Genomic DNA, 18621 nt, shown 5'->3' on the forward strand with positions numbered 1-18621 from the left:
CGGATCGACGGGTCGGCGGCGCCGGCGAGAGCGCCGACGAGCGTCGACTTCCCGGAGCCTGTCGCGCCGGCGATGCACATCAGCTCCCCGGCGGGCAGCGTGAACGTCACACCGTCGATCGCCCTCGTCGGCGCGGAGTGCCCGATCCGGTCGATCACGATGTCCTCGCAGACGATCGCCGTGGATGCATCCCCCGTCGCACGTGCCATGCACCCATCCTGCCCGATGCGTGCGGGCGCCGGGCCGTGCTCGGCGGCGGGCCTCAGTTCTCGGTGAAGCGCTGTCGTTCGCCGTCGATCTCGACGATGCGCCGCGCGATCGAACGGGCGCCGTCGGAATCCGCGGGCAGGCGCTGGATCGCCCCCAGCAGCTCGTGCTTCTCCCGTTCCAGACCGCGCACGATGAGCCGTCGGCAGAGGTCCGTCGCGGAGGCTTTGGCGCTCTGCTCGTCCCGGGCGGGGAAGGCCGCCATGAGGAGCTCTCCGCCCAGACCGCGGTACGGCTCCCGCACCGCGTCGACGGCCTGCAGCGCCCACCCCGGCCGCTGCCTGTCGGGGATCTGCGCGATCGCCTCGCGCACCGCGTCCAGCGCCGGCACCGTGAACGGGGTGCTCATCGCCCGCTGCAGCAGTTCGCCGTCCAGCTGGTGTCCGTACTGCAGCGCGCCCATGAGCGCATCGCGCTCGAGCAACGACTCGCCCGTGCGCGGCAGGGTGAGGAGCGTCACCACCGGAACAGCGGCAGAAGTGTCGGCGGCACCCGCGGCCGGAGCGGCGGTGCGCTGCTCGTGCGCGCCGGCGTCGCCCTGACGACCGCGGCGCTCGTGGCGGCGCACCTCCGCATGCACATCGGTCGGATCCATGCCGAGACGGCGGGCGAGGATCCGCTCGTACTCCGGGCGAAGCAGAGCATCGCGGATCTCGGCGACGATCGGCGCCGCCGCGCGCAGTGCGCCGACCCGCCCCTCGGCCGTGCTCAGATCGAAGGAGGCGATCTTGCGGTCGATCACGAACTCGAACATCGGCACCTTGGCCGACATGAGGCCTCGTACGGCCTGGTCGCCGCGCTGCAGGCGCAGGTCGCAGGGGTCCAGTCCGTCGGGCGCGACCGCGACGAAGGTCTGCGCGTTGAACCGGTCGTCCTCGGTGAAGGCCCGCAGTGCGGCCTTCTGCCCCGCCTCGTCGCCGTCGAAGGTGAACACGACCTCGCCCGCGGCGGAGTCGTCACCCATGACCCGGCGCAGAAGCTTGATGTGCTCGGCGCCGAACGCGGTGCCGCAGGTCGCGATCGCAGTGGTGACGCCGGCCAGGTGACAGGCCATTACGTCGGTGTACCCCTCGACCACGACCACCCGCTTGGGATCGCCGCGGGAGATGTCGCGCTTGGCCAGATCCAGCCCGTAGAGCACCTGCGCCTTCTTGTAGATCGGCGTCTCAGGGGTGTTCAGGTACTTCGGGCCCTGATCGTCGTCGTAGAGCTTGCGTGCGCCGAATCCGATGGTCTGGCCCGTCACGTCGCGGATCGGCCACACCACACGCCCGCGGAACCGGTCGTAGACACCGCGCTGTCCGGCGGACACGAGTCCCGCCGCCGTGAGCTCGTCGCGGGTGAATCCCTGCGCGCTGAGGGCCTTCAGCATGCCGTCCCAGCCGCGCGGCGCGTATCCCACCCCGAAGTGCGCCGCGGCGCCCGCGTCGAACCCGCGCTGGCCCAGGAAGGCGCGCGCCGATTCGGCCTCGGGGCTGAGCAGCTGGCTGCGGAAGAACTCCGCGGCAACGGTGTTCGCCGCATAGAGCCTGCTCCGGCCGCTCGTCTCCGGCGCGGGTCCGCCGTCCTCGTAGTGCAGCGTGTAGCCCACGCGCGCGGCGAGGCGCTCGACGGCCTCGGTGAAGCTCACGTGGTCCATCTCGCGCAGGAACGAGTAGACGTCGCCGGACGCGCCGCAACCGAAGCAGTGGTAGTAGCCGACCTGCGGACGCACGTGGAAGCTGGGGCTCTTCTCGTCGTGGAACGGGCACAGGCCCTTCATCGACCCCACGCCCGCGGACTTCAGCGAGACGCGCTCCCCCACGATGTCGGCGATGTTCGTGCGCGACTTGACCTCGTCGACGTCCGCCTGCAGGATCCGCGGCATCAGCGCCCGCCGTGTTCGGCGTCGACGAGCGCGGCCCGGGGCGTGTGCGCCGGGCGCGGCCTGGCATGCCGGGGCGACCAGATGCCGACCTCGGCCGGGTCGATGTCTCCGACGAGGCGGTTGTGCCAGTCCACCGCGGTCTGGTCCGTGAGGCTCGCGACCTGGTCGACGACGACCCTGGCGCGCTCGGCGTCGGATCCGGCCGCGTGGAAGTCGGCGGCGAACGCCGGCTCGAGCACGTCCGCTCCGGCCGTCCACAGTGCATCGGTGGACCACAGCGCGTCGGCCAGGCGCTTCAGCACGCGCCGCTGCTCCTTGTACACCCCGCGGCGGGCGTCGATCGTGACGATCGCCTGGCCCATGATCCCCTTGAGCACGGCGATCTCGGCCTCGATGACCTTCGGCACCACCACGTGCGCACTGTACCGGGCGAGGCTCGTGCCCGGGTACGCCTCGCGCGTCGCGGAGACGGCGGCGCGCGCGAAACGGCCGATCATGTCGCTCGTGAGGTTCTTCAGCCGGGCGAGATCGCGGCGGGAGCGGTCGAAGGAGGACAGCCACATCGGCTGCCGGGTGAGCCGGTACAGCGCGTCGGCGAGGTCCTCGCGGGTGAAGTCGTAGCCCACCCACTGCTGCACCCGTCCGACCAGCGCATGGTGCTCCGCCGGATCCGCCAGCTGCGCGACGTCGAGGTAGCCGTTGACGATCGCGTCCTCGAAGTCGTGCACCGAGTAGGCGATGTCATCCGAGAGATCCATGATCTCGGCCTCGATGCAGCGCAGGCGACCCGGCGCGCCCTCACGCATCCAGCGGAAGACGTCCTCGTCGTCGGGGTACACGCCGAACTTCAGCCTGCCGCCGGGATCGGGCAGCGGGCTGTCCACGGTCCAGGGGTACTTGCAGGTCGCGTCCAGGCTCGCACGGGTGAGGTTGAGCCCGACCGAGCGGTCCCGATCGTCGAGCACCTTCGCCTCGAGCCGGGTCAGGATCCGCAGCGACTGCGCGTTGCCCTCGAAGCCGCCGATGTCCTCGGCCCAGTCGTTGAGCGCGCGCTCCCCGTTGTGTCCGAACGGAGGGTGCCCCAGATCGTGGCTCAGGCACGCGGTGTCGACGACGTCGGCGGAGACCCCGAGGGCGACCGCGAGCTCGCGTCCGACCTGCGCCACCTCGAGCGAGTGCGTGAGGCGGTTGCGGGCGAAGTCCGCCGTGCTCGCCGGGCTCAGCACCTGGGTCTTCGCGGCGAGACGGCGCAGCCCCGCCGAGTGGAGCACGCGCGCGCGGTCGCGGGCGAAGTCGTCCCGCTCTGAGCGATGCGTCTCGGCGAAGAAGCGGGCGGCGTCATGCGCGTCGTAGCCGTCCACGCGCACGACGGCCTCAGCCGCCACTGTTCTCGACCTCTGCGCCACGCATCATGTCGGTGACCTCGGAGGCGACCTCGCGGGAGTCCAGCCAGCCGTCAGGCAGCGCCGTGCGCTTCGGCGTGCCCGCGCGTCCCCGCTGCCCCTCGGCGGGAGCGCCGGGATACGGGGCGTCGCCCAGGGTGCCGAGGATGTCGTCGATCTCCTGGAGCGTCGAGACGCGGGCGAGCGCCGCCCTGGTCTCCCCGCCGACGGGGTAGCCCTTGAAGTACCAGGCCACATGCTTGCGGACGTCCTTGCAGCCGCGGTCCTCGTCCTCGAAGAACTCGACGAGGAGCTCCGCGTGGCGGCGGAAGGCGTCCTTCACGAAGCCCAGGGTCGCGTCGACCTGCACCGCGTCCTCATCGCCGAACGCGCCTGCGAGCTCGCCGAAGAGCCACGGGCGGCCGAGGCATCCCCGACCCACCACGACGCCGTCGCAGCCCGTCTCCGCCATCATCCGCACGGCGTCGTCGGCACTCCAGATGTCGCCGTTGCCCAGGACCGGGATCGAGGTGACCGCCTGCTTGAGCTCGCCGATCGCCGCCCAGTCCGCGTGGCCGGAGTAGTACTCCCCCGCCGTCCGCGCGTGCAGTGCGACCGCGGCCGCACCGGCGTCCTCCGCGGCACGCCCCGCGTCGAGGAAGGTGAGGTGGTCCTTGTTGATGCCCTTGCGCATCTTCACCGTGAGCGGCACGTCGCCCGCGGCCTTGACGGCGCGGTCGACGATGTCGGCGAACAGCCCGATCTTCCACGGCAGCGCCGCGCCACCGCCCTTGCGGGTGACTTTGGGCACGGGGCAGCCGAAGTTGAGGTCGATGTGATCGGCGCGGTCCTCCGCGACGATGATCCGAACGGCCTCGGCGATCGTCTGCGGATCCACCCCGTAGAGCTGGATCGATCGCGGCGTCTCGCTCTCGTGGTGCTGGATGAGGCGCATCGTGATCGCGTTGCGCTCCACGAGCGCCCGCGACGTGATCATCTCACTGACGTACAGGCCGGCGCCGTACTCGCGGCAGAGGCGGCGGAAGGCCGTGTTGGTGATGCCCGCCATCGGCGCGAGCACGACGGGGACGTCGATGCGCAGCGGGCCGATCTGCAGGGGCCGGACGGAAGCAGGGGCGAGAGTCATATCCTGTCCATTGTCCCAGATCCCGAGCCTCCGATCCCCGTCCCTCCTAGGCTTGGGGATATGTCCGATACTCCACTGCGTCAGATCCCGTTCACCGATGCCGATGGCGGCACCCGCACGCTGGACGACTACGGCACCGGCCCCGTGCTGGTCGTCAACGTCGCGTCGAAATGCGGGCTGACGCCGCAGTACGCGCAGCTCGAGGAGCTGCAGCGCCGCTTCGGCGAACGCGGCCTCACCGTGGTCGGCTTCCCGTGCAACCAGTTCTTCGGCCAGGAACCCGGATCCATGGACCAGATCCTCGAGTTCTGCTCCACGACCTACGGGATCTCGTTCCCGATCAACGACAAGGTCAAGGTCAACGGACGCAGCGCCTCCGACCTCTACAAGACGCTGAAGCAGACCGAGGACGGTCACGGCAAGGCGGGACGCGTGGAGTGGAACTTCGAGAAGTTCCTCGTCGCGCCCGACGGATCCGTGCAGCGCTTCCGCCCGCGCCAGGTCCCGGACGATCCCGAGATCGTCGCCGCGATCGAGAACGCCCTGGCCTGACCCCGCTCCCCTCAGCCGTCCCCCCTAACCGCGAGGCTCCATCTGGGCGACGAGACTGCGCTATTCAGCTGCAGTCTCGTCGCGGAGATGGAGTCTCGCGGTCAAGTACGGGGAGGCGGGAGGCGGGAGGGCGGCGGAGCGCTCAGCCCTCGAGGACGGAAGCGGCGTCGCCGCGCTTGGACCACAGGTCGCGCAGGACGCCGGCGAAGGCCTCCGGCGGCTGGGCGCCGCTGACGCCGTACTGGCCGTCGATCACGAAGAACGGCACGCCCTGGATCCCGTAGGCCTGAGCCTGGGCCTGGTCCGCGCGCACGTCGGCGAGGTGCCGCTCGGAGCGCAGCGCCTCGAGAGCGGCGTCCCGGTCGAGCCCCACCTCGGCGGCGAGGTCGGCCAGATCCTCGACGCGGCCGACATGGCGTCCCTCGACGAAGTACGCGGACATGAGCCGCTCCTCCATGTCGTGCTGGCGCCCCTGAGCCTTGGCGTGGTGCAGCAGCTCGTGGGCCTTGACCGTGTTCGTGTGCTGCAGCAGGTCGAAGCGGTACTCGAGTCCCGCCTCCTTCGCGACGCCCGTCACACGCTCGAGCATCTGCTCCACCTGCGCGCGCGGCATGCCCTTGTGGCCGGCGAGGAAGTCGGCCTCGTCGCCCTCGAAGTCGACGGGGGTGTCCGGCGAGAGCTCGAAGGAGTGGAACGTGATCGTCACCTGCGGCGCGTCGTCGTCCTCGGCGGTGGCCGCGAGCCCCGCCTCGAGATTGCGCTTGCCGATGTAGCACCACGGGCAGGCGATGTCGGACCAGATGTCGATCGAGATGGGTTCACTCACATCTCGATTCAACCGCATGTTCTTCGGGGATATTCCGGATGCTAGCCTCATCCGATGCCCGCAGACCCCGCCCCCGTGCCGTCCGCACCGCAGCGGATCCTCATCGCGGGCGTGACCGGGAGCGGGAAGACGACCCTGGCACGGCGGCTCAGCGCGATCCGGGGTCTCCCCCACATCGAGCTCGACGCACTGTTCCACGGGCCCGGCTGGACGCCCCGCCCCGCATTCCTGGACGACGTCCGCGCGTTCGCCGCGACCGAGCGCTGGGTGACCGAATGGCAGTACACCAGCAAGGGCACGGATCCGATCCTGGCACCGCGCGCCGATCTGGCGATCTGGCTGGACTACCCGTATCGCGTGGTGCGGACACGGCTGCTGCGACGGACGATCTCACGCAGCGTGCTGCGCCGCGAACTCTGGAACGGGAACCGCGAGAAACCGCTGTGGGCCATGCTCCGCCACGGTCCGGAGGAGAACATCCTGCGCTGGCAGACCACGACGCTGCACAAGTGGCGCGAGCGCATGCCGGAGATCGCTGCCGAGCATCCGCATCTCCCGATCCTGAGGTTCGGGCATCCGCACGAGACCGAACGCTGGCTTCGCGCGCTGCCCCGCACGTCCTGACGCGCGGGCGTCGAACGGGCCGGAAGAGCCCGGATCGACTCAGAAGAGCAGAGCGGCGAGGCGCTTGCGGGCTGCGACGACGCGGGCGTCCGCGTCGCCGATCAGACCGAACAGCTCCACCAGGCGCTCGCGCACGCGACCCTGCTCCTCGGCGGGGACCGCCGTGAACAGGTCGAGGAGGCGGTCGAACGCGTCGGCCACATGTCCGCCCGCGACATCGAGATCGGCGACGGCGAACTGTGCGTCGATGTCCGTCGGCGCGGCGGCGGCCGCGGCGCGAGCCTCGTTCAGGTCGAGATCCTGCGTGCGGAACAGCAGCCGGACCTGACCGAGGCCGGAGCGGGCCTCCTCGTCGCGCGGGTTCTCCGCGAGGGCCTTCTCGTACGCCTCGATGGCTGCGGCGAAATCACCGCGCTCGATCGCATCGAAGGCGGCCTGGTGCAGCGGCGGCAGCGGCTGCTCGACCGGCTCGGCAGGTTCGCCCTGCTCCGCGCCCTCGCCGACCGGGATCGTGCCCGTCACACCGTGCTGGGCCGCGAGCTGCAGCAGCTGGGCGAACACCTCGCGCACCTGCTCCTCTGGCACGGCACCCGTGAACAACGGCACCGGCTGGCCCGCCACGAGGGCCACGACCATCGGGATCGACTGCGCCCGGAAGCCCTGGGCGAGCTGCGGATTGGCGTCCACGTCGACCTTCGCGAGCACCAGGCGTCCCGCGAGCTCGGTCACGACCTTCTCGAGCACGGGGCTGAGCTGCTTGCACGGCCCGCACCACTCGGCCCATAGGTCGACGACGACGGGAACGGTCTGCGACAGCTCGAGCACCTGCCCGAACGTGGCGTCGGTGACATCGACGACCAGCGGGATGGGTGCGCCCTCCGCCGGAGTCTGCGCCGGGGCATCGGGCGCCGGCGCGGCCGGGCGGTTGCGCAGCGAGGAAAGGTCGACGGCGCCGCGAAGGGCGGCGGCGGACAACTCGGTCATTTGATCTCCGTCACACTCTGAAGCTGCTGGGACGCGGCCAGCAGGGTGATCTTCGCATCGGATCCCTGCGCGGGCACCGCGAAGAACAGCTGCATGCCGTACACCGAGACGAAGCCCGTCTTGGACTCGTCGACACCCGTGAGCGCCTTCGCAGGTGCGTTCACGACCGTCCCGTTCGTGTCGACGTTCTTGATCGAGGCGTCCGCGCTCGTCGGCTTGATCGTCTGCGAGTCGTCGACCGTGACGGCGACGATGGCGCCGCTGTCGATGCTCGACATCGAGACGGGCGCACCGGCGCCGACGGAGGCGGCGAAGGACAGGCTCGAGGTCGTGTCGGCGCTCTTGTCCTTCAGCGCCTGGAGCACGGTCGCCCGGCTGTCCTGGACGGACTTGGCGAACGCGAGCGCCGACTTGTCGAACTTGTCGTAGAACTCGCTCTTGTCGCCCTGATCGATCACGTTCGCGAACTCCGAGGCCAGCTCGTCCGGAGCGACCACGAGGAACGGGGAATCGGGCGGCGTGAGCTTGGCGCCGAGCCACGCGGGGGCCATGTTGGGAAGCTTCGCGGACGCCTGCATCTCGGCGACGTTGGAGATCTTGTAGTTCGACCACGGATCGGGCTGCGTCATCGTCATGATCAGCGGCGCGACCTTCTCGTCGGTGCCGTGCTCCACGAGCATCAGCACGGTCCGCGGCCACGAGTCGTACGCCTGCGGCACGAGGATCTTGACCTTGTCGGCCGGGATCGTCGCCGGGAGCGCGAAGTCCGCGACGCTCTTGTGCACGGCATAGGCCGTCTTGCGGGCCTCGAGGGCCGAGCCCTCCAGGCGGGTCTCCGCCTTCGCCGCGTCGAGGCTCTTGTCGGCGTCGGCGAGCGTGCCGGAGATGCTCTCCAGGATCCGGGCGGCCTGCGCCTCGGTGACCGCGGGGGCCTGCTGGCCCGCCTCGACGGCCTGGGTCTCGGTCGGCGTCGGAGTGGGCGACGCGGCCGGGTGCGGCCAGATGTCGGGCGTGCACCCGCTGAGCAGCGCGGCGGTCACGCCCACGGCGGGGATCAGCAGCAGCGCGCGCCGGCGCTTCGATCCCGTGGCGCGGCGCTCCCGCACGGCGCCGTCCTGATTCGCTGCAGGGTCGGCCTCCGGCTGCGTCCGCGCGCCCGCGGCGTCCGGCGCGGGCGCCGCCTCAGGCGCGGCGGCCGCCTCAGGCGCCGAGTCGATGGCCGCACGATCGGCCACGTCGATGGGCTCGGTCACGGGAAGGGGCGGCGGAGCCTTGCGGCGCGGACCACGACCTCGGCGGGAGTGCCGGATCGCGAGCACGTACAGCACCAGTCCGGCCAGCAGGAAGATCCCGCCGGCGACCATGAGCGGCCCTGCCCACGGCGTCGCCGTGTCGAGCGGCCACTTCAACGCGACGTCGGACGGGGCGTCGGCCTTGCCGTCCGATGCGAGCAGCACGCTCACGCCTTCCGGCACCTGCATCCGGTCGACCAGGGAGTTCTTGTCGGTGAAGCTGTCCAGCCACAGATCGGATCCGGCCGGGTCGCGCTGCGTGTCCTTGCCGTCCTCGCTCTTCGCGGTCGGCTCGACCAGCTTCGCGGTGGTAGAGGTGCCGTCCTTGGCGAGGGTGATGCGGTTGTAGCTGGTGTCGCTCAGCCAGGCCTCGAGATCGACCGTGCGGGCCTGAGCCACGAAGATCGTGCCGTCGCCGTGCGCGACGAGGGTCTGCTCGCCCGGGTGGGCGCGGAGCACGGCGGAGTCGATCACGGTGAACGCCTGCGGGGCCTTGACCGAGAGCTCGGCCGTCACGTCCTTGGGGCCGAGGAAGATGGTCCGCTGCGCGATACCCGTCCCGATCAGGACGGCCGCCAGCACGAAGGCCAGAACAGCCCATACAAAACGCACGAAAAATCTCCTCCGTGATCCGCAGGTAGGCGCCCGGGATCTCCGCTCGACGTTTCAGACTAGCGAAACGACCTGTATGGATGCCACGAGAGGGCCCTCCGCCTGCTCAGCCGCGCCCTCGGCAGCGATGCTCCAAGGCTCCGAGAACTCTGCCGGTTAGGCTGAGGGACCGAGCCAGAAGGATCCCATGAAGCTGCACAATCCGTTCCGCACCGCGTTGGTGGCGACGCTCGGCGTGGGCCTGGGCATCATGCTCATCCAGAGCGTGCAGTCCCTGTCCACGATCCTGCTCTACGTCGGCACCGCCCTGTTCCTGAGCCTCGGCCTGGACCCGATGGTGAGCTGGCTGACCCGGCGCCGCCTTCCCCGGTGGGCGGCGGTGCTGATCACGATCGTCGTCGTCCTCGGGATCTTCGCGGGCATCGTGCTGATGGTGATCCCGATCCTGGTGAACCAGATCTCCCAGCTCGTGCAGCAGATCACCGTCATCGTCAACAGCGGTACGGCCCTCGCAGATTTCAAGCACTGGCTGGAGAGCCTCCTCCCCAACCTCGACGTCGACACCGTCTTCGGCTACATCAACGACTGGCTCAACAAGAACCTCGGCGACATCAGCAGCTCGATCGGACAGGGCGTGATCGTGGTCGGAGGCGCCCTCTTCGCGGGGATCAGCGGCACCTTCATCGTGCTGATCCTCACCATCTACTTCACCGCCGCGATCCCCTCGCTCAAGGGCGCCGTGTATCAGGTCGTGCCCGCCTCCAAGCGCGACCGCTTCATCGATCTCGCCGAGCAGATCACCGCCTCGGTGGGCCACTACGTCATGGGCCAGGTCGCGATGGGCGTGATCAACGGCGTGCTGAGCTTCATCTTCCTGTCGATCATCCGGGCGCCGTTCCCGATCGTGCTCGCCGTGATCGCCTTCTTCTTCTCGCTGATCCCCCTCGTGGGCACGCTGACCGGATCCACGCTCATCGTGCTGCTGTGCCTGATCCCCGGCCTCGGCTCTCCTCCGTGGGCCTGGCTCATCGCGGCCGTGTACTACCTCGTGTACATGCAGATCGAGGCGTACGTCATCTCCCCGCGCGTGATGAACCGCGCGGTCGCCGTGCCCGGCGCCGTCGTCGTGATCGCCGCGCTTTCGGGCGGAGCTCTGCTGGGGCTGCTCGGGGCGCTCATCGCTATCCCGGTCGCGGCCAGCATCCTGATCATCTACCGCCAGGTGCTGATCCCGAGGATGAACGAGCGCTAGCCCGTCAGGCCGGCGGCCACTCCCGCGCCAGAGGAAGGGCGGAGGGGTTCACGGCGGCGACGATCTCGTCCATCACGCGTCGGGTCTGGCTCTCCCCCACCCAGAGGTGCTTGCCGCCGTCGACCGCGATGAATTCGGTGTGCGGAATGGCGGCGAAGCGCTCCCTGGCCTCGGCCGGCCGCAGATAGTCGTCGAGCTCCGGCACGAGCACGACCACCCGGCGGTCGTCCTGCGCCCAGGCGGCGATCTCGTCGGCGGTCGCACGGTGCAAGGGCGGCGAGAGCAGGATGACGCCCTCGATCTCGTGCTCACGGCCGTACTTGAGCGCGAGCTCGGTGCCGAACGACCAGCCCACCAGCCACGGCTGGGGCAGCCTGCGCTCGTGCACGAACGCCATCGCCGCGGCCACGTCGTGCCGCTCGGCCGCTCCGCCGTCGAAGACGCCCTCGCTCAGGCCCCGTGGCGAACCGGTGCCGCGCGTGTTGAAACGCAGAACCGCGAGATCCGCCAGGGCGGGCAGGCGTGCCGCGGCCTTGCGCAGGATGTGCGAGTCCATGAACCCGCCGGCGGTCGGAAGCGGATGCAGCGTGACCAGAGTCGCCACCGGGGTGCGGCTCTCCGGCAGGGCGAGCTCGCCGACCAGGCGGAGCCCGTCCGGGGTGCGCAGCTCGATGTCCTCGCGCCGTGCGGGCAGCGCACGAGGTCCGCGGATCTCCACGTCAGTTCTTCTTCCAGCAGCCGTTGTGCCAATGGCGGCGCGCCGCCAGATCGGCGGCGTCACCCAGCACGCCGTCGGCGCGCCAGACCACCAGATGCGCCGTGTGGGCGGGGATCACTCCGCGACACCCCGGACAGGTGTACTCCTTCTGCGCCTGCGCTGCGGTCAGAGGCTGGACGTACCACTCGGTGCCGCCGCGCATCTCGGTGCGCTTCCATCCGGCGATCAGCCGGTCGAGCGAGTCCTCGCGCGGGCGCTCTTGACGTCGTCGATGCGGGCGTGGCATGGGTGAGCGCCGCTCACCACCAGTTGTTGGCGGACCAGAACGCCACCGCGGCACCCCAGCTGCCGTAACGTCCCACGGCATAGCCGTTGCCCCAGCGCAGGTTGTCGACGGGGTCGTAGCCGTTGCCGGGCACCTTGCTGCACGGGAGCGCCTGGACCAGGCCGCACGCGCCGGAGCCGCTGTTCGTGGCGTTCGGATTCCAGCCGCTCTCGCGGCTCACGATGTAGTCGACGTAGCCCCAGTCGCTCGAGGCGATGCCGGCCGCCGCCATCCACTCGGCCGGCGCTCCGCCGCCGCTGTAGTACATCGGTCCCGCGTCGCTCGAGGAGGAGGACGAGGACGACGAGGAGTCGCTCGACGCGACCACCGGCTCCGGCGTCGGGGTCGGCTTCGGGGTCACGTAGACGTCGAAGGCGTCACGCGTCTGCGCCGTCGGCGTCGCGCCGTGCACGGAGACGGTGATGTTCTGCGCGTCGCGGGCTGCCAGCGAATACGCCGTGGTCACGGAGGCCTGCGCCGGCTCCGAGGCGGACATGGCGAATCCTGCGGGGGCCACGATCGCGACGGAGAAGCCCACCACGGCGAGCCCGGCGAGCACGGCGGAGGCCGCACGCCGACCGGGGTGCGCCTTGGCGTTCGGACGGGATGCTGTGGCTGCGTCGTTCTGCGCGGCGGTTCGGGAGCGCGCCGCAATCGAATCGTTATCGGGAGTCACAATGGGTCCGAGTTTAGCCAGCCGAAGCTGAATTCGCCATGAGAATCGCCGCGATGCGCTCCGGGAGCGGATGCCGCGGCTCAACGGATCGCGAGCAGCACGTCGATCGTCGCGTCGAGCAGGGCGTCGACCTGCTCCTCGCGGTAGCCGCGTCGCTGCATGCGGAACGCGGTCTGGCGCACCTGCTCCGCGGTCAGGGCGTCGCCGTCGCGGAGGAAGCGGACGATGCGCTTGGCGACGTGATCCACCTCGTCGATGCGGTAGCCGAACGTGAGGATCCCGGTCCGCGCGAACTTGCGCCCTTGAGGACGACTGAGGTGATCCAGGATCACCTGTGCATCCGTGCGCGCCCTTCCGACCCAGGCCGAGGCGCCGTCGGTCGAGACGACGAGGGCGCGCTCGCGCTGCGCGAACGCCTCCTCGACCCTGGCCAGCGCGGCGTCGACGGCGGCGATGTCGTATCCGCCGCGCACCAGCGGGAAGGAGGCCCCGCGGATGTCTGCGGATCCGACTCCCTCCGCGTCGTCCTCGAACGCGCCGCGTGCGCGCGCCAGGAACGTGTCGACGGCGGCGCGCTGGTAACCCTTCTCACGCCGAGGGACCACGGGGAAGCTCGCTGCGGCGCCGGACGCGGCGCGGTCGGAACGTGCGGAATCGGTCATGCTGCCGCCAGAGGGGTGAGGAGGAAATACAGGGCGAGGGCGACGACGGCGGAGGGGAGCATGCTGTCCAGCCGGTCCAGCAGTCCGCCGTGGCCGGGGATCCAGGAGCTCATGTCCTTGATGCCGAGATCGCGCTTGAGCAGCGACTCGGCGAGGTCGCCGACGGTCGCGGAGGCGACGAGGAAGGCGCCGAGGATGAGCCCCGCCCACCACGGCACCTCGAGGAGGTAGACGCCGACGAGGGCGCCGGCGACGAGGGACCCGACCACGGCGCCGGCGAAACCCTCCCAGGTCTTCTTGGGGCTCACCCGCGGCGCCATCGGGTGGCGCCCGCCTCGTCCGAACAGCAGCCCGGAGGCGTAGGCGCAGGTGTCGGCCACGACCACCACGACGATGAGCGAGAGCACCCACCACTCTCCGCGCGGCTGGCGCAGGAGCATGAGCACGAGAGCGCCGAGGAACGGCACGTACACCTGGATGAATCCGCCGGCCATCGCGTCCGTCAGGACGTCGCCGTACGTGCGGCCGTCCTTGGCGACCATCTGCGCGACGAGGCGCCAGACGACGACGCCGAACACGGCGACGAACAGCATCACCCAGGTCAGCCACGGATCGGCGAAGTAGCCGCCGGCGGCCAGCATGGCGCCGAGCACGAGCTGCGGCCACAGGTCGACCTTGCGCCCACCGCTGCGCAGCGCGAGCACCAGCTCCCAGACGGCGAGCAGGACGATCGCGAGGCCGATCACGACGAACGACCACTTCGCGAACAGCAGCGAGGCGAGGATCACGCCGCCGATGAGCAGCCCGACCCCGATCGCGACGACCAGGTCGCGTCCGGTGCGCTCCTTGATGCGCTCGTTCGCCTGGTCCAGCTGGTCACGGGCATGCGAGACGTGCGTCTCGAGTTCCGCCTTCTTCGCCCGGAACTGCGCCTGCAGGTTCTCGCCGGTGCGGGCCTGCGGGCTCTCGCCGGCGCGCACGGGCGGGTTCTCGCCGGCATGCGGCGGAATCGGCGGAAGCGGCGGTCTCGGGGGGATCCTCGACGCGTCGTCGTCGTCGGACGGGGTGCTCATGGACGGTCTCAGACCTCGAGCAGCTCGGCCTCTTTGCGCTTGACAGCCTCGTCGATGAGGTCGACGTGCTGGCGCGTGAGGGCGTCGAGCTCCTTCTCGCCGCGGGCGATCTCGTCTTCGCCGAGGTCGCTCTTCAGACCGTCCAGCTCGTCCTTCGCCTTGCGACGGATGCCGCGGACGTGCACCTTCGCGTCTTCGCCCTTGCTCTTCACGAGCTTGACGTACTCTTTGCGACGGTCGGCCGTGAGCTCGGGCATCGTGACGCGCACGATGTTGCCGTCGCTCGTCGGGTTCGCGCCCAGGTTCGGCATGTCGCGGACCGCCTGCTCGATGGCCTTGAGCGCCGACTTGTCGTAGGGGGTGATGATCAGCGAACGCGCCTCGGGGTTGGCGAGCGACGCGAGCTGCGCGAGCGGAGTCGGCGTGCCGTAGTAGTCCACCAGGACCTTCTGGAACATCTGCGGGTTGGCACGGCCGGTGCGCACCGTGCTGAAGTCCTCCTTGGCGGCCTCGACGGCGCGCTGCATGCGGGAGGTGGTGTCGGCGAGGACATCCGCGATCACGGTGGCTCCTATTCGTCAGGGGGGTTGCGTCCCCAGTCTATCGGGGAGGATGCACGGATCCCCGGCCGGACGCCCTTCGGCGCGGTCCGGGGATCCGAAGCTTCAGGCGATGACGCGGGTTCCGATCGGCTCGCCCAGCAGCGCGCGGGTGATGTTGCCCGCAGGCTCCATGCCGAACACGCGCATGTCCATGCCGTTGTCCATGCACAGGCTGAACGCCGTGGAGTCGACGACCTTGAGACCGCGCACGAGCGCATCCTGGAAGGTGATCTCCTCGATCCGCTCCGCAGACGCGTCCTTCTTGGGATCGGCGGTGTAGATCGCGTCCACGCCGTTCTTGGCCACGAGGACCTCGTCGGCGCCGATCTCCAGCGCGCGCTGCGCGGCGACCGTGTCGGTGGAGAAGTACGGCAGACCCGCACCGGCGCCGAAGATCACGACGCGGCTCTTCTCCATGTGCCGCTCTGCGCGCAGCGGCAGGTACGGCTCGGCGACCTGCGTCATCGCGATCGCGGACTGCACCCGCGGCGAGGCGCCGGCCTGCTCCAGGAAGTCCTGCAGCGCGAGCGCGTTCATGACGGTGCCGAGCATGCCCATGTAGTCGGCGCGCGAGCGGTCCATGCCGCGCTGGCTCAGCTCCGCGCCCCGGAAGAAGTTGCCGCCACCGACGACGACTGCGATCTCGACGCGATCGGTGGCTGCGGCGATCTCCCGGGCGATCTGGCTGACGATGTCGGGGTTGACCCCGAGCTGGCCGCCGCCGAAGGCCTCACCGGAGAGCTTGAGGACGACGCGACGTCGACCCTGTCGTTCGGTCATGGAGTGCTTCCTCTCATCCGTGGAACAAACTACCGTGCGCGAGCACGGGGAAACTCGGGAGATGCGCCGTGCGGCGCACCAGAACCAGGGGGCATGACGAAGGGGTTCGGATCCTGGTGGATCCGAACCCCTTCGATGATGTTACGCGCCGACCTTGAAGCGGGCGAAGCCGGTCACGTTCAGACCGGCGTCCTTCGCGACCTGGCCCACGGACAGCTTGTTGTCCTTGGCGTAGTCCTGCTCGAGCAGGGCGACCTGCTTGAAGAACGCGGTCACGCGACCCTCGACGATCTTCGGCAGGGCGGCCTCGGGCTTGCCCTCGTTGCGGGAGATCTCGGTGACGATCTCGCGCTCCTTCTCCACGTCCGCGGCCGGGACGTCCTCACGGGTGAGGTAGGAGGGGTTCGCGAACGAGATGTGCTGCGCGATGCTGCGAGCGGTCTCCGCGTCGCCACCCGTGTAGGCGACGACGACGCCGATCTGCGGCGGGAGGTCCTTGCTCGTGCGGTGCAGGTACACCTCGGTCTTGTCGCCCGAGATGGTCGCCACGCGACGCAGCTCGACCTTCTCGCCGATGATCGCCGCCTCGTCCGAGATCAGCTGCTCGACGGTCTGGCCGCCGGCGTCGGCCGCGAGGGCCGCCTCGACGGAGTCCGCCTTGACGGCGGCCACGGCGTCGGCAACCTTGTCGGCCAGCGCGATGAAGCGGTCGTTCTTCGCGACGAAGTCCGTCTCGCAGGCGAGCTCGACGAGCGTCACGGCGCCGTCCTGCTCGCGGGCGACGACGAGGCCCTCGCTGGTGGAACGGTCAACGCGCTTGGCGTTGCCCTTCGCACCCTTCAGGCGGAGGATCTCGACGGCCTTCTCGACGTTGCCGTCAGCCTCCTCGAGCGCCTTCTTGGTGTCGACCATTCCCGTGCCGAGCTGCTCACGCAGCGCCTTGATGTCGGCGATGGTGAAGTTGGCCATGTTGTGGTGGCTCCTTGCTTCGTGTGTGTGCGTGGTGGTTGCGGGTCGGCCGGCTCACGCCGGCCGACGGACCGGCGATTACTTGTCGGCGGACTCGGCGTCTGCGTCGGTCGCCTCGGCGGCGGCGACCTCGGTCACCGTCTCGTCGGCGGCAGCGGCGATCGCCTCGTCGTGCGCGGCAGCGCCGGCCTCGTCCGCGGCGGACTCGGTCGCAGCGGTCTGCGCCTCGCCGCCCTCGAGCAGCTCCTGCTCCCACTCGGCGAGCGGCTCGGCGTCGCCGACCTCGGGGTTGTGCTTGAGCTGCAGGCCCTCGGCCGCGGCGTCGGCGATGATGCGGGTCAGCAGCGAGACGGAGCGGATCGCGTCGTCGTTGCCGGGGATCGGGTACTGGAAGTCATCCGGGTCCGCGTTGGTGTCGAGGATGCCGATCACCGGGATGCCGAGCTTCTTGGCCTCGTCGATGGCGAGGTGCTCGCGCTTGGCGTCGACGACCCACAGGGCCGACGGGGTCTTGGTCAGGTTGCGGATACCGCCCAGCGACTTGTGCAGCTTGTCCAGCTCGCGCTTCTTGAGCAGCAGCTCCTTCTTGGTGAAGCCGCTGTTGGCCGGGGTCTCGTAGTCGAGCTCCTCGAGCTCCTTCATCCGAGCGAGGCGCTTCGAGATGGTGGAGAAGTTGGTGAGGAGGCCACCGAGCCAGCGCTGGTTCACGAAGGGCTGGCCCACGCGGGTCGCCTGCTCGGCGAGGATCTCCTGCGCCTGCTTCTTGGTGCCCACGAAGAGGATGGTGCCGCCGTGCGCGACGGTCTCCTTGACGAAGTCGTAGGCCTTGTCGATGTAGCCCAGCGACTGCTGCAGGTCGATGATGTGGATCCCGCTGCGCTCCGTGAGGATGAAGCGCTTCACCTTCGGGTTCCACCGACGGGTCTGGTGTCCGAAGTGAACGCCGCTGTCGAGCAGCTGGCGGATGGTGACGACGGCCATGGTCGTACTCCTTGTTGGTTGAGGTTGTGCTGCCGATCGGGCGATCGGCGATCCTGGTGCCCGGCGCGCACTCCGCTCTCTTACGAAAGACCTGTGGAGTGTTCGCCACGTTGAACGCTGTGGGCACGCGTAGTCACCCCGACATACGGGATGCCCTGCAAGCATATCAGGGTCACGACCTCGGAGCGTGCGCGGTCCGTCCGCACAATCGCGCCGTGCCGCGCGCTTTCCACCGATTACGCAGACGCCCCTCCACGCGCGGATCGAGCGGCGCAGGATCGGGGCATGCCCCGCTCCTCTCCCCGCCCTGTCGCACCTGGCTCCGGCCGCCGTCGCTCGCTCATGACGGTCGCCGTCGCGACCGGGCTGCTCGGCGGCCTGCTGCCGGTGCTGCTCACGGCCGCGGCCCCGATTGCCGTCGCAACGCCCATAGCCGCCCCGAGCGGAGCCGCCGTCTCCGCAGGCGTCGTGCGCGCGGTCGATACGGCCGGCGCCGGGTCCCTCCCGGACGGCGGCTGGCTGTGGCCGGTCGCCGGCACGCGTACGGTACTGGAGCCCTTCCGCCCGCCCGCGCACGACTACGGCCCGGGCCACCGCGGGATGGACGTCGCCGCAGCAGGAGAGGTGCGGGCACCGGCCTCCGGAGCGGTCGCCTTCCGCGGCGTGGTCGTCGACCGGCCGCTCCTCACGATCGATCACGGCAACGGACTCGTCACCACGCTCGAACCCGTGCAGTCGGAGCTCAGCGCCGGCGTCGCCGTACGGCGGGGAGATGCGATCGCGACCCTAGCCGCCGGCGGACACGCCCCGGCGGGCGCGCTGCACATCGGCGTGCGGTGGAACGGGGCCTACATCAACCCGATGCTGCTGTTCGGCGGGGTGCCGCGTGCGGTGCTGCTCCCCTGCGGCGCCGGCGGCTGCTGAACGCATCACGCAAGGACGCGAGGACGCTTCCCGACGGCGCTCTCAGGCGAGGAGTCGTCACGCACGAGGATGCGCCAGCCGGTAGCTCGCGGTGAGCCGCTCCGCC

At 70.1% G+C, this 18621-nt stretch carries 20 protein-coding genes; 4 read left to right on the forward strand and 16 right to left on the reverse strand.

All coding sequences use genetic code 11. The annotated features are described in order from the left end of the window. The 4 genes from B7X32_RS07690 to dusB form a co-directional block, all read right to left on the reverse strand. Window positions 1-209 (reverse strand): ATP-binding cassette domain-containing protein (locus B7X32_RS07690; RefSeq protein ID WP_292718224.1); only part of this gene is annotated, 209 nt, incomplete at its 3' end. A 53-nt stretch (window positions 210-262) separates the two neighbouring features. Then, the gene (dnaG, locus tag B7X32_RS07695; protein ID WP_292718226.1) at window positions 263-2134 is read right to left on the reverse strand and encodes a DNA primase; all 1872 of its coding nucleotides are present in this window, start codon (window positions 2132-2134) and stop codon (window positions 263-265) included. Continuing rightward, window positions 2134-3519 (reverse strand): deoxyguanosinetriphosphate triphosphohydrolase, encoded by a 1386-nt coding sequence (locus B7X32_RS07700; RefSeq protein ID WP_292718228.1) that lies wholly within the window; start codon window positions 3517-3519, stop codon window positions 2134-2136. Before B7X32_RS07700 ends, dnaG begins: the two co-directional genes overlap by 1 nt. After that, window positions 3509-4663 (reverse strand): tRNA dihydrouridine synthase DusB, encoded by a 1155-nt coding sequence (gene dusB, locus B7X32_RS07705; RefSeq protein WP_292718230.1) that lies wholly within the window; start codon window positions 4661-4663, stop codon window positions 3509-3511. Before dusB ends, B7X32_RS07700 begins: the two co-directional genes overlap by 11 nt. Before the next feature lie 60 nt (window positions 4664-4723). On the opposite strand from dusB, the gene B7X32_RS07710 reads away from it, so the two are divergent. Next, window positions 4724-5215 (forward strand): glutathione peroxidase, encoded by a 492-nt coding sequence (locus tag B7X32_RS07710; protein ID WP_292718232.1) that lies wholly within the window; start codon window positions 4724-4726, stop codon window positions 5213-5215. Window positions 5216-5357: 142 nt separating this feature from the next. Here the strand turns inward: B7X32_RS07710 and B7X32_RS07715 are convergent, their stop codons facing one another. Then, complete coding sequence (locus B7X32_RS07715) at window positions 5358-6041, reverse strand: DsbA family oxidoreductase (RefSeq protein ID WP_292718234.1); 684 nt, start codon at window positions 6039-6041, stop codon at window positions 5358-5360. Window positions 6042-6095: 54 nt separating this feature from the next. Here B7X32_RS07715 and B7X32_RS07720 point away from each other — a divergent pair, with 54 nt between their 5' ends. Beyond that, window positions 6096-6665 (forward strand): AAA family ATPase, encoded by a 570-nt coding sequence (locus B7X32_RS07720; protein ID WP_292718236.1) that lies wholly within the window; start codon window positions 6096-6098, stop codon window positions 6663-6665. Between the two features lie 39 nt (window positions 6666-6704). On the opposite strand, the gene B7X32_RS07725 is transcribed toward B7X32_RS07720, so the two are convergent. Beyond that, a complete protein-coding gene (locus B7X32_RS07725; RefSeq protein ID WP_292718238.1) occupies window positions 6705-7649 on the reverse strand; it encodes a tetratricopeptide repeat protein in 945 nt (314 codons plus the stop codon). Then, window positions 7646-9553: a glycosyl transferase gene (locus B7X32_RS07730; RefSeq protein WP_292718240.1), complete on the reverse strand. Its 1908-nt coding sequence runs from the start codon at window positions 9551-9553 to the stop codon at window positions 7646-7648. Before B7X32_RS07730 ends, B7X32_RS07725 begins: the two co-directional genes overlap by 4 nt. A 187-nt stretch (window positions 9554-9740) precedes the next feature. Here B7X32_RS07730 and B7X32_RS07735 point away from each other — a divergent pair, with 187 nt between their 5' ends. After that, window positions 9741-10805, forward strand: coding sequence for an AI-2E family transporter (locus tag B7X32_RS07735; RefSeq protein WP_292718242.1), 1065 nt, complete (start codon window positions 9741-9743; stop codon window positions 10803-10805). 4 nt (window positions 10806-10809) lie between these two features. On the opposite strand, the gene B7X32_RS07740 is transcribed toward B7X32_RS07735, so the two are convergent. From B7X32_RS07740 to rpsB, 9 genes are all read right to left on the reverse strand, one after another. Continuing rightward, window positions 10810-11523, reverse strand: a complete 714-nt coding sequence (locus tag B7X32_RS07740; protein WP_292718244.1) for an alpha/beta hydrolase — start codon at window positions 11521-11523, stop codon at window positions 10810-10812. 1 nt (window position 11524) lies between these two features. Beyond that, the gene (locus tag B7X32_RS07745; RefSeq protein WP_292718246.1) at window positions 11525-11809 is read right to left on the reverse strand and encodes a hypothetical protein; all 285 of its coding nucleotides are present in this window, start codon (window positions 11807-11809) and stop codon (window positions 11525-11527) included. Between the two features lie 13 nt (window positions 11810-11822). Continuing rightward, the gene (locus tag B7X32_RS07750; protein WP_292718248.1) at window positions 11823-12524 is read right to left on the reverse strand and encodes a transglycosylase SLT domain-containing protein; all 702 of its coding nucleotides are present in this window, start codon (window positions 12522-12524) and stop codon (window positions 11823-11825) included. Window positions 12525-12604: 80 nt separating this feature from the next. After that, complete coding sequence (locus B7X32_RS07755) at window positions 12605-13186, reverse strand: DivIVA domain-containing protein (protein ID WP_292718250.1); 582 nt, start codon at window positions 13184-13186, stop codon at window positions 12605-12607. Further along, window positions 13183-14259 carry a phosphatidate cytidylyltransferase gene (locus B7X32_RS07760; protein WP_292718252.1) on the reverse strand — a complete coding sequence of 359 codons (1077 nt, stop codon included), beginning with the start codon at window positions 14257-14259 and terminating at the stop codon, window positions 13183-13185. The genes B7X32_RS07755 and B7X32_RS07760 overlap by 4 nt, the downstream gene beginning before the upstream one ends. 8 nt (window positions 14260-14267) lie before the next feature. Next, window positions 14268-14822, reverse strand: coding sequence for a ribosome recycling factor (gene frr / locus B7X32_RS07765; protein ID WP_292718254.1), 555 nt, complete (start codon window positions 14820-14822; stop codon window positions 14268-14270). A 102-nt stretch (window positions 14823-14924) separates the two neighbouring features. After that, a complete protein-coding gene (pyrH, locus tag B7X32_RS07770; RefSeq protein WP_045273203.1) occupies window positions 14925-15641 on the reverse strand; it encodes a UMP kinase in 717 nt (238 codons plus the stop codon). 141 nt (window positions 15642-15782) lie between these two features. Further along, complete coding sequence (tsf, locus tag B7X32_RS07775; protein WP_292718257.1) at window positions 15783-16610, reverse strand: translation elongation factor Ts; 828 nt, start codon at window positions 16608-16610, stop codon at window positions 15783-15785. Window positions 16611-16688: 78 nt separating this feature from the next. After that, entirely contained in the window at window positions 16689-17591 is a 903-nt protein-coding gene (gene rpsB / locus B7X32_RS07780; RefSeq protein WP_292718259.1) for a 30S ribosomal protein S2, read from the reverse strand. Between the two features lie 285 nt (window positions 17592-17876). Here rpsB and B7X32_RS07785 point away from each other — a divergent pair, with 285 nt between their 5' ends. Beyond that, the gene (locus tag B7X32_RS07785) at window positions 17877-18515 is read left to right on the forward strand and encodes a M23 family metallopeptidase (protein WP_292718261.1); all 639 of its coding nucleotides are present in this window, start codon (window positions 17877-17879) and stop codon (window positions 18513-18515) included. The last annotated feature ends 106 nt before the right edge of the window (window positions 18516-18621 follow it).

It is taken from the genome of Microbacterium sp. 13-71-7, assembly GCF_002257455.1.
Taxonomy (GTDB): domain Bacteria; phylum Actinomycetota; class Actinomycetes; order Actinomycetales; family Microbacteriaceae; genus Microbacterium.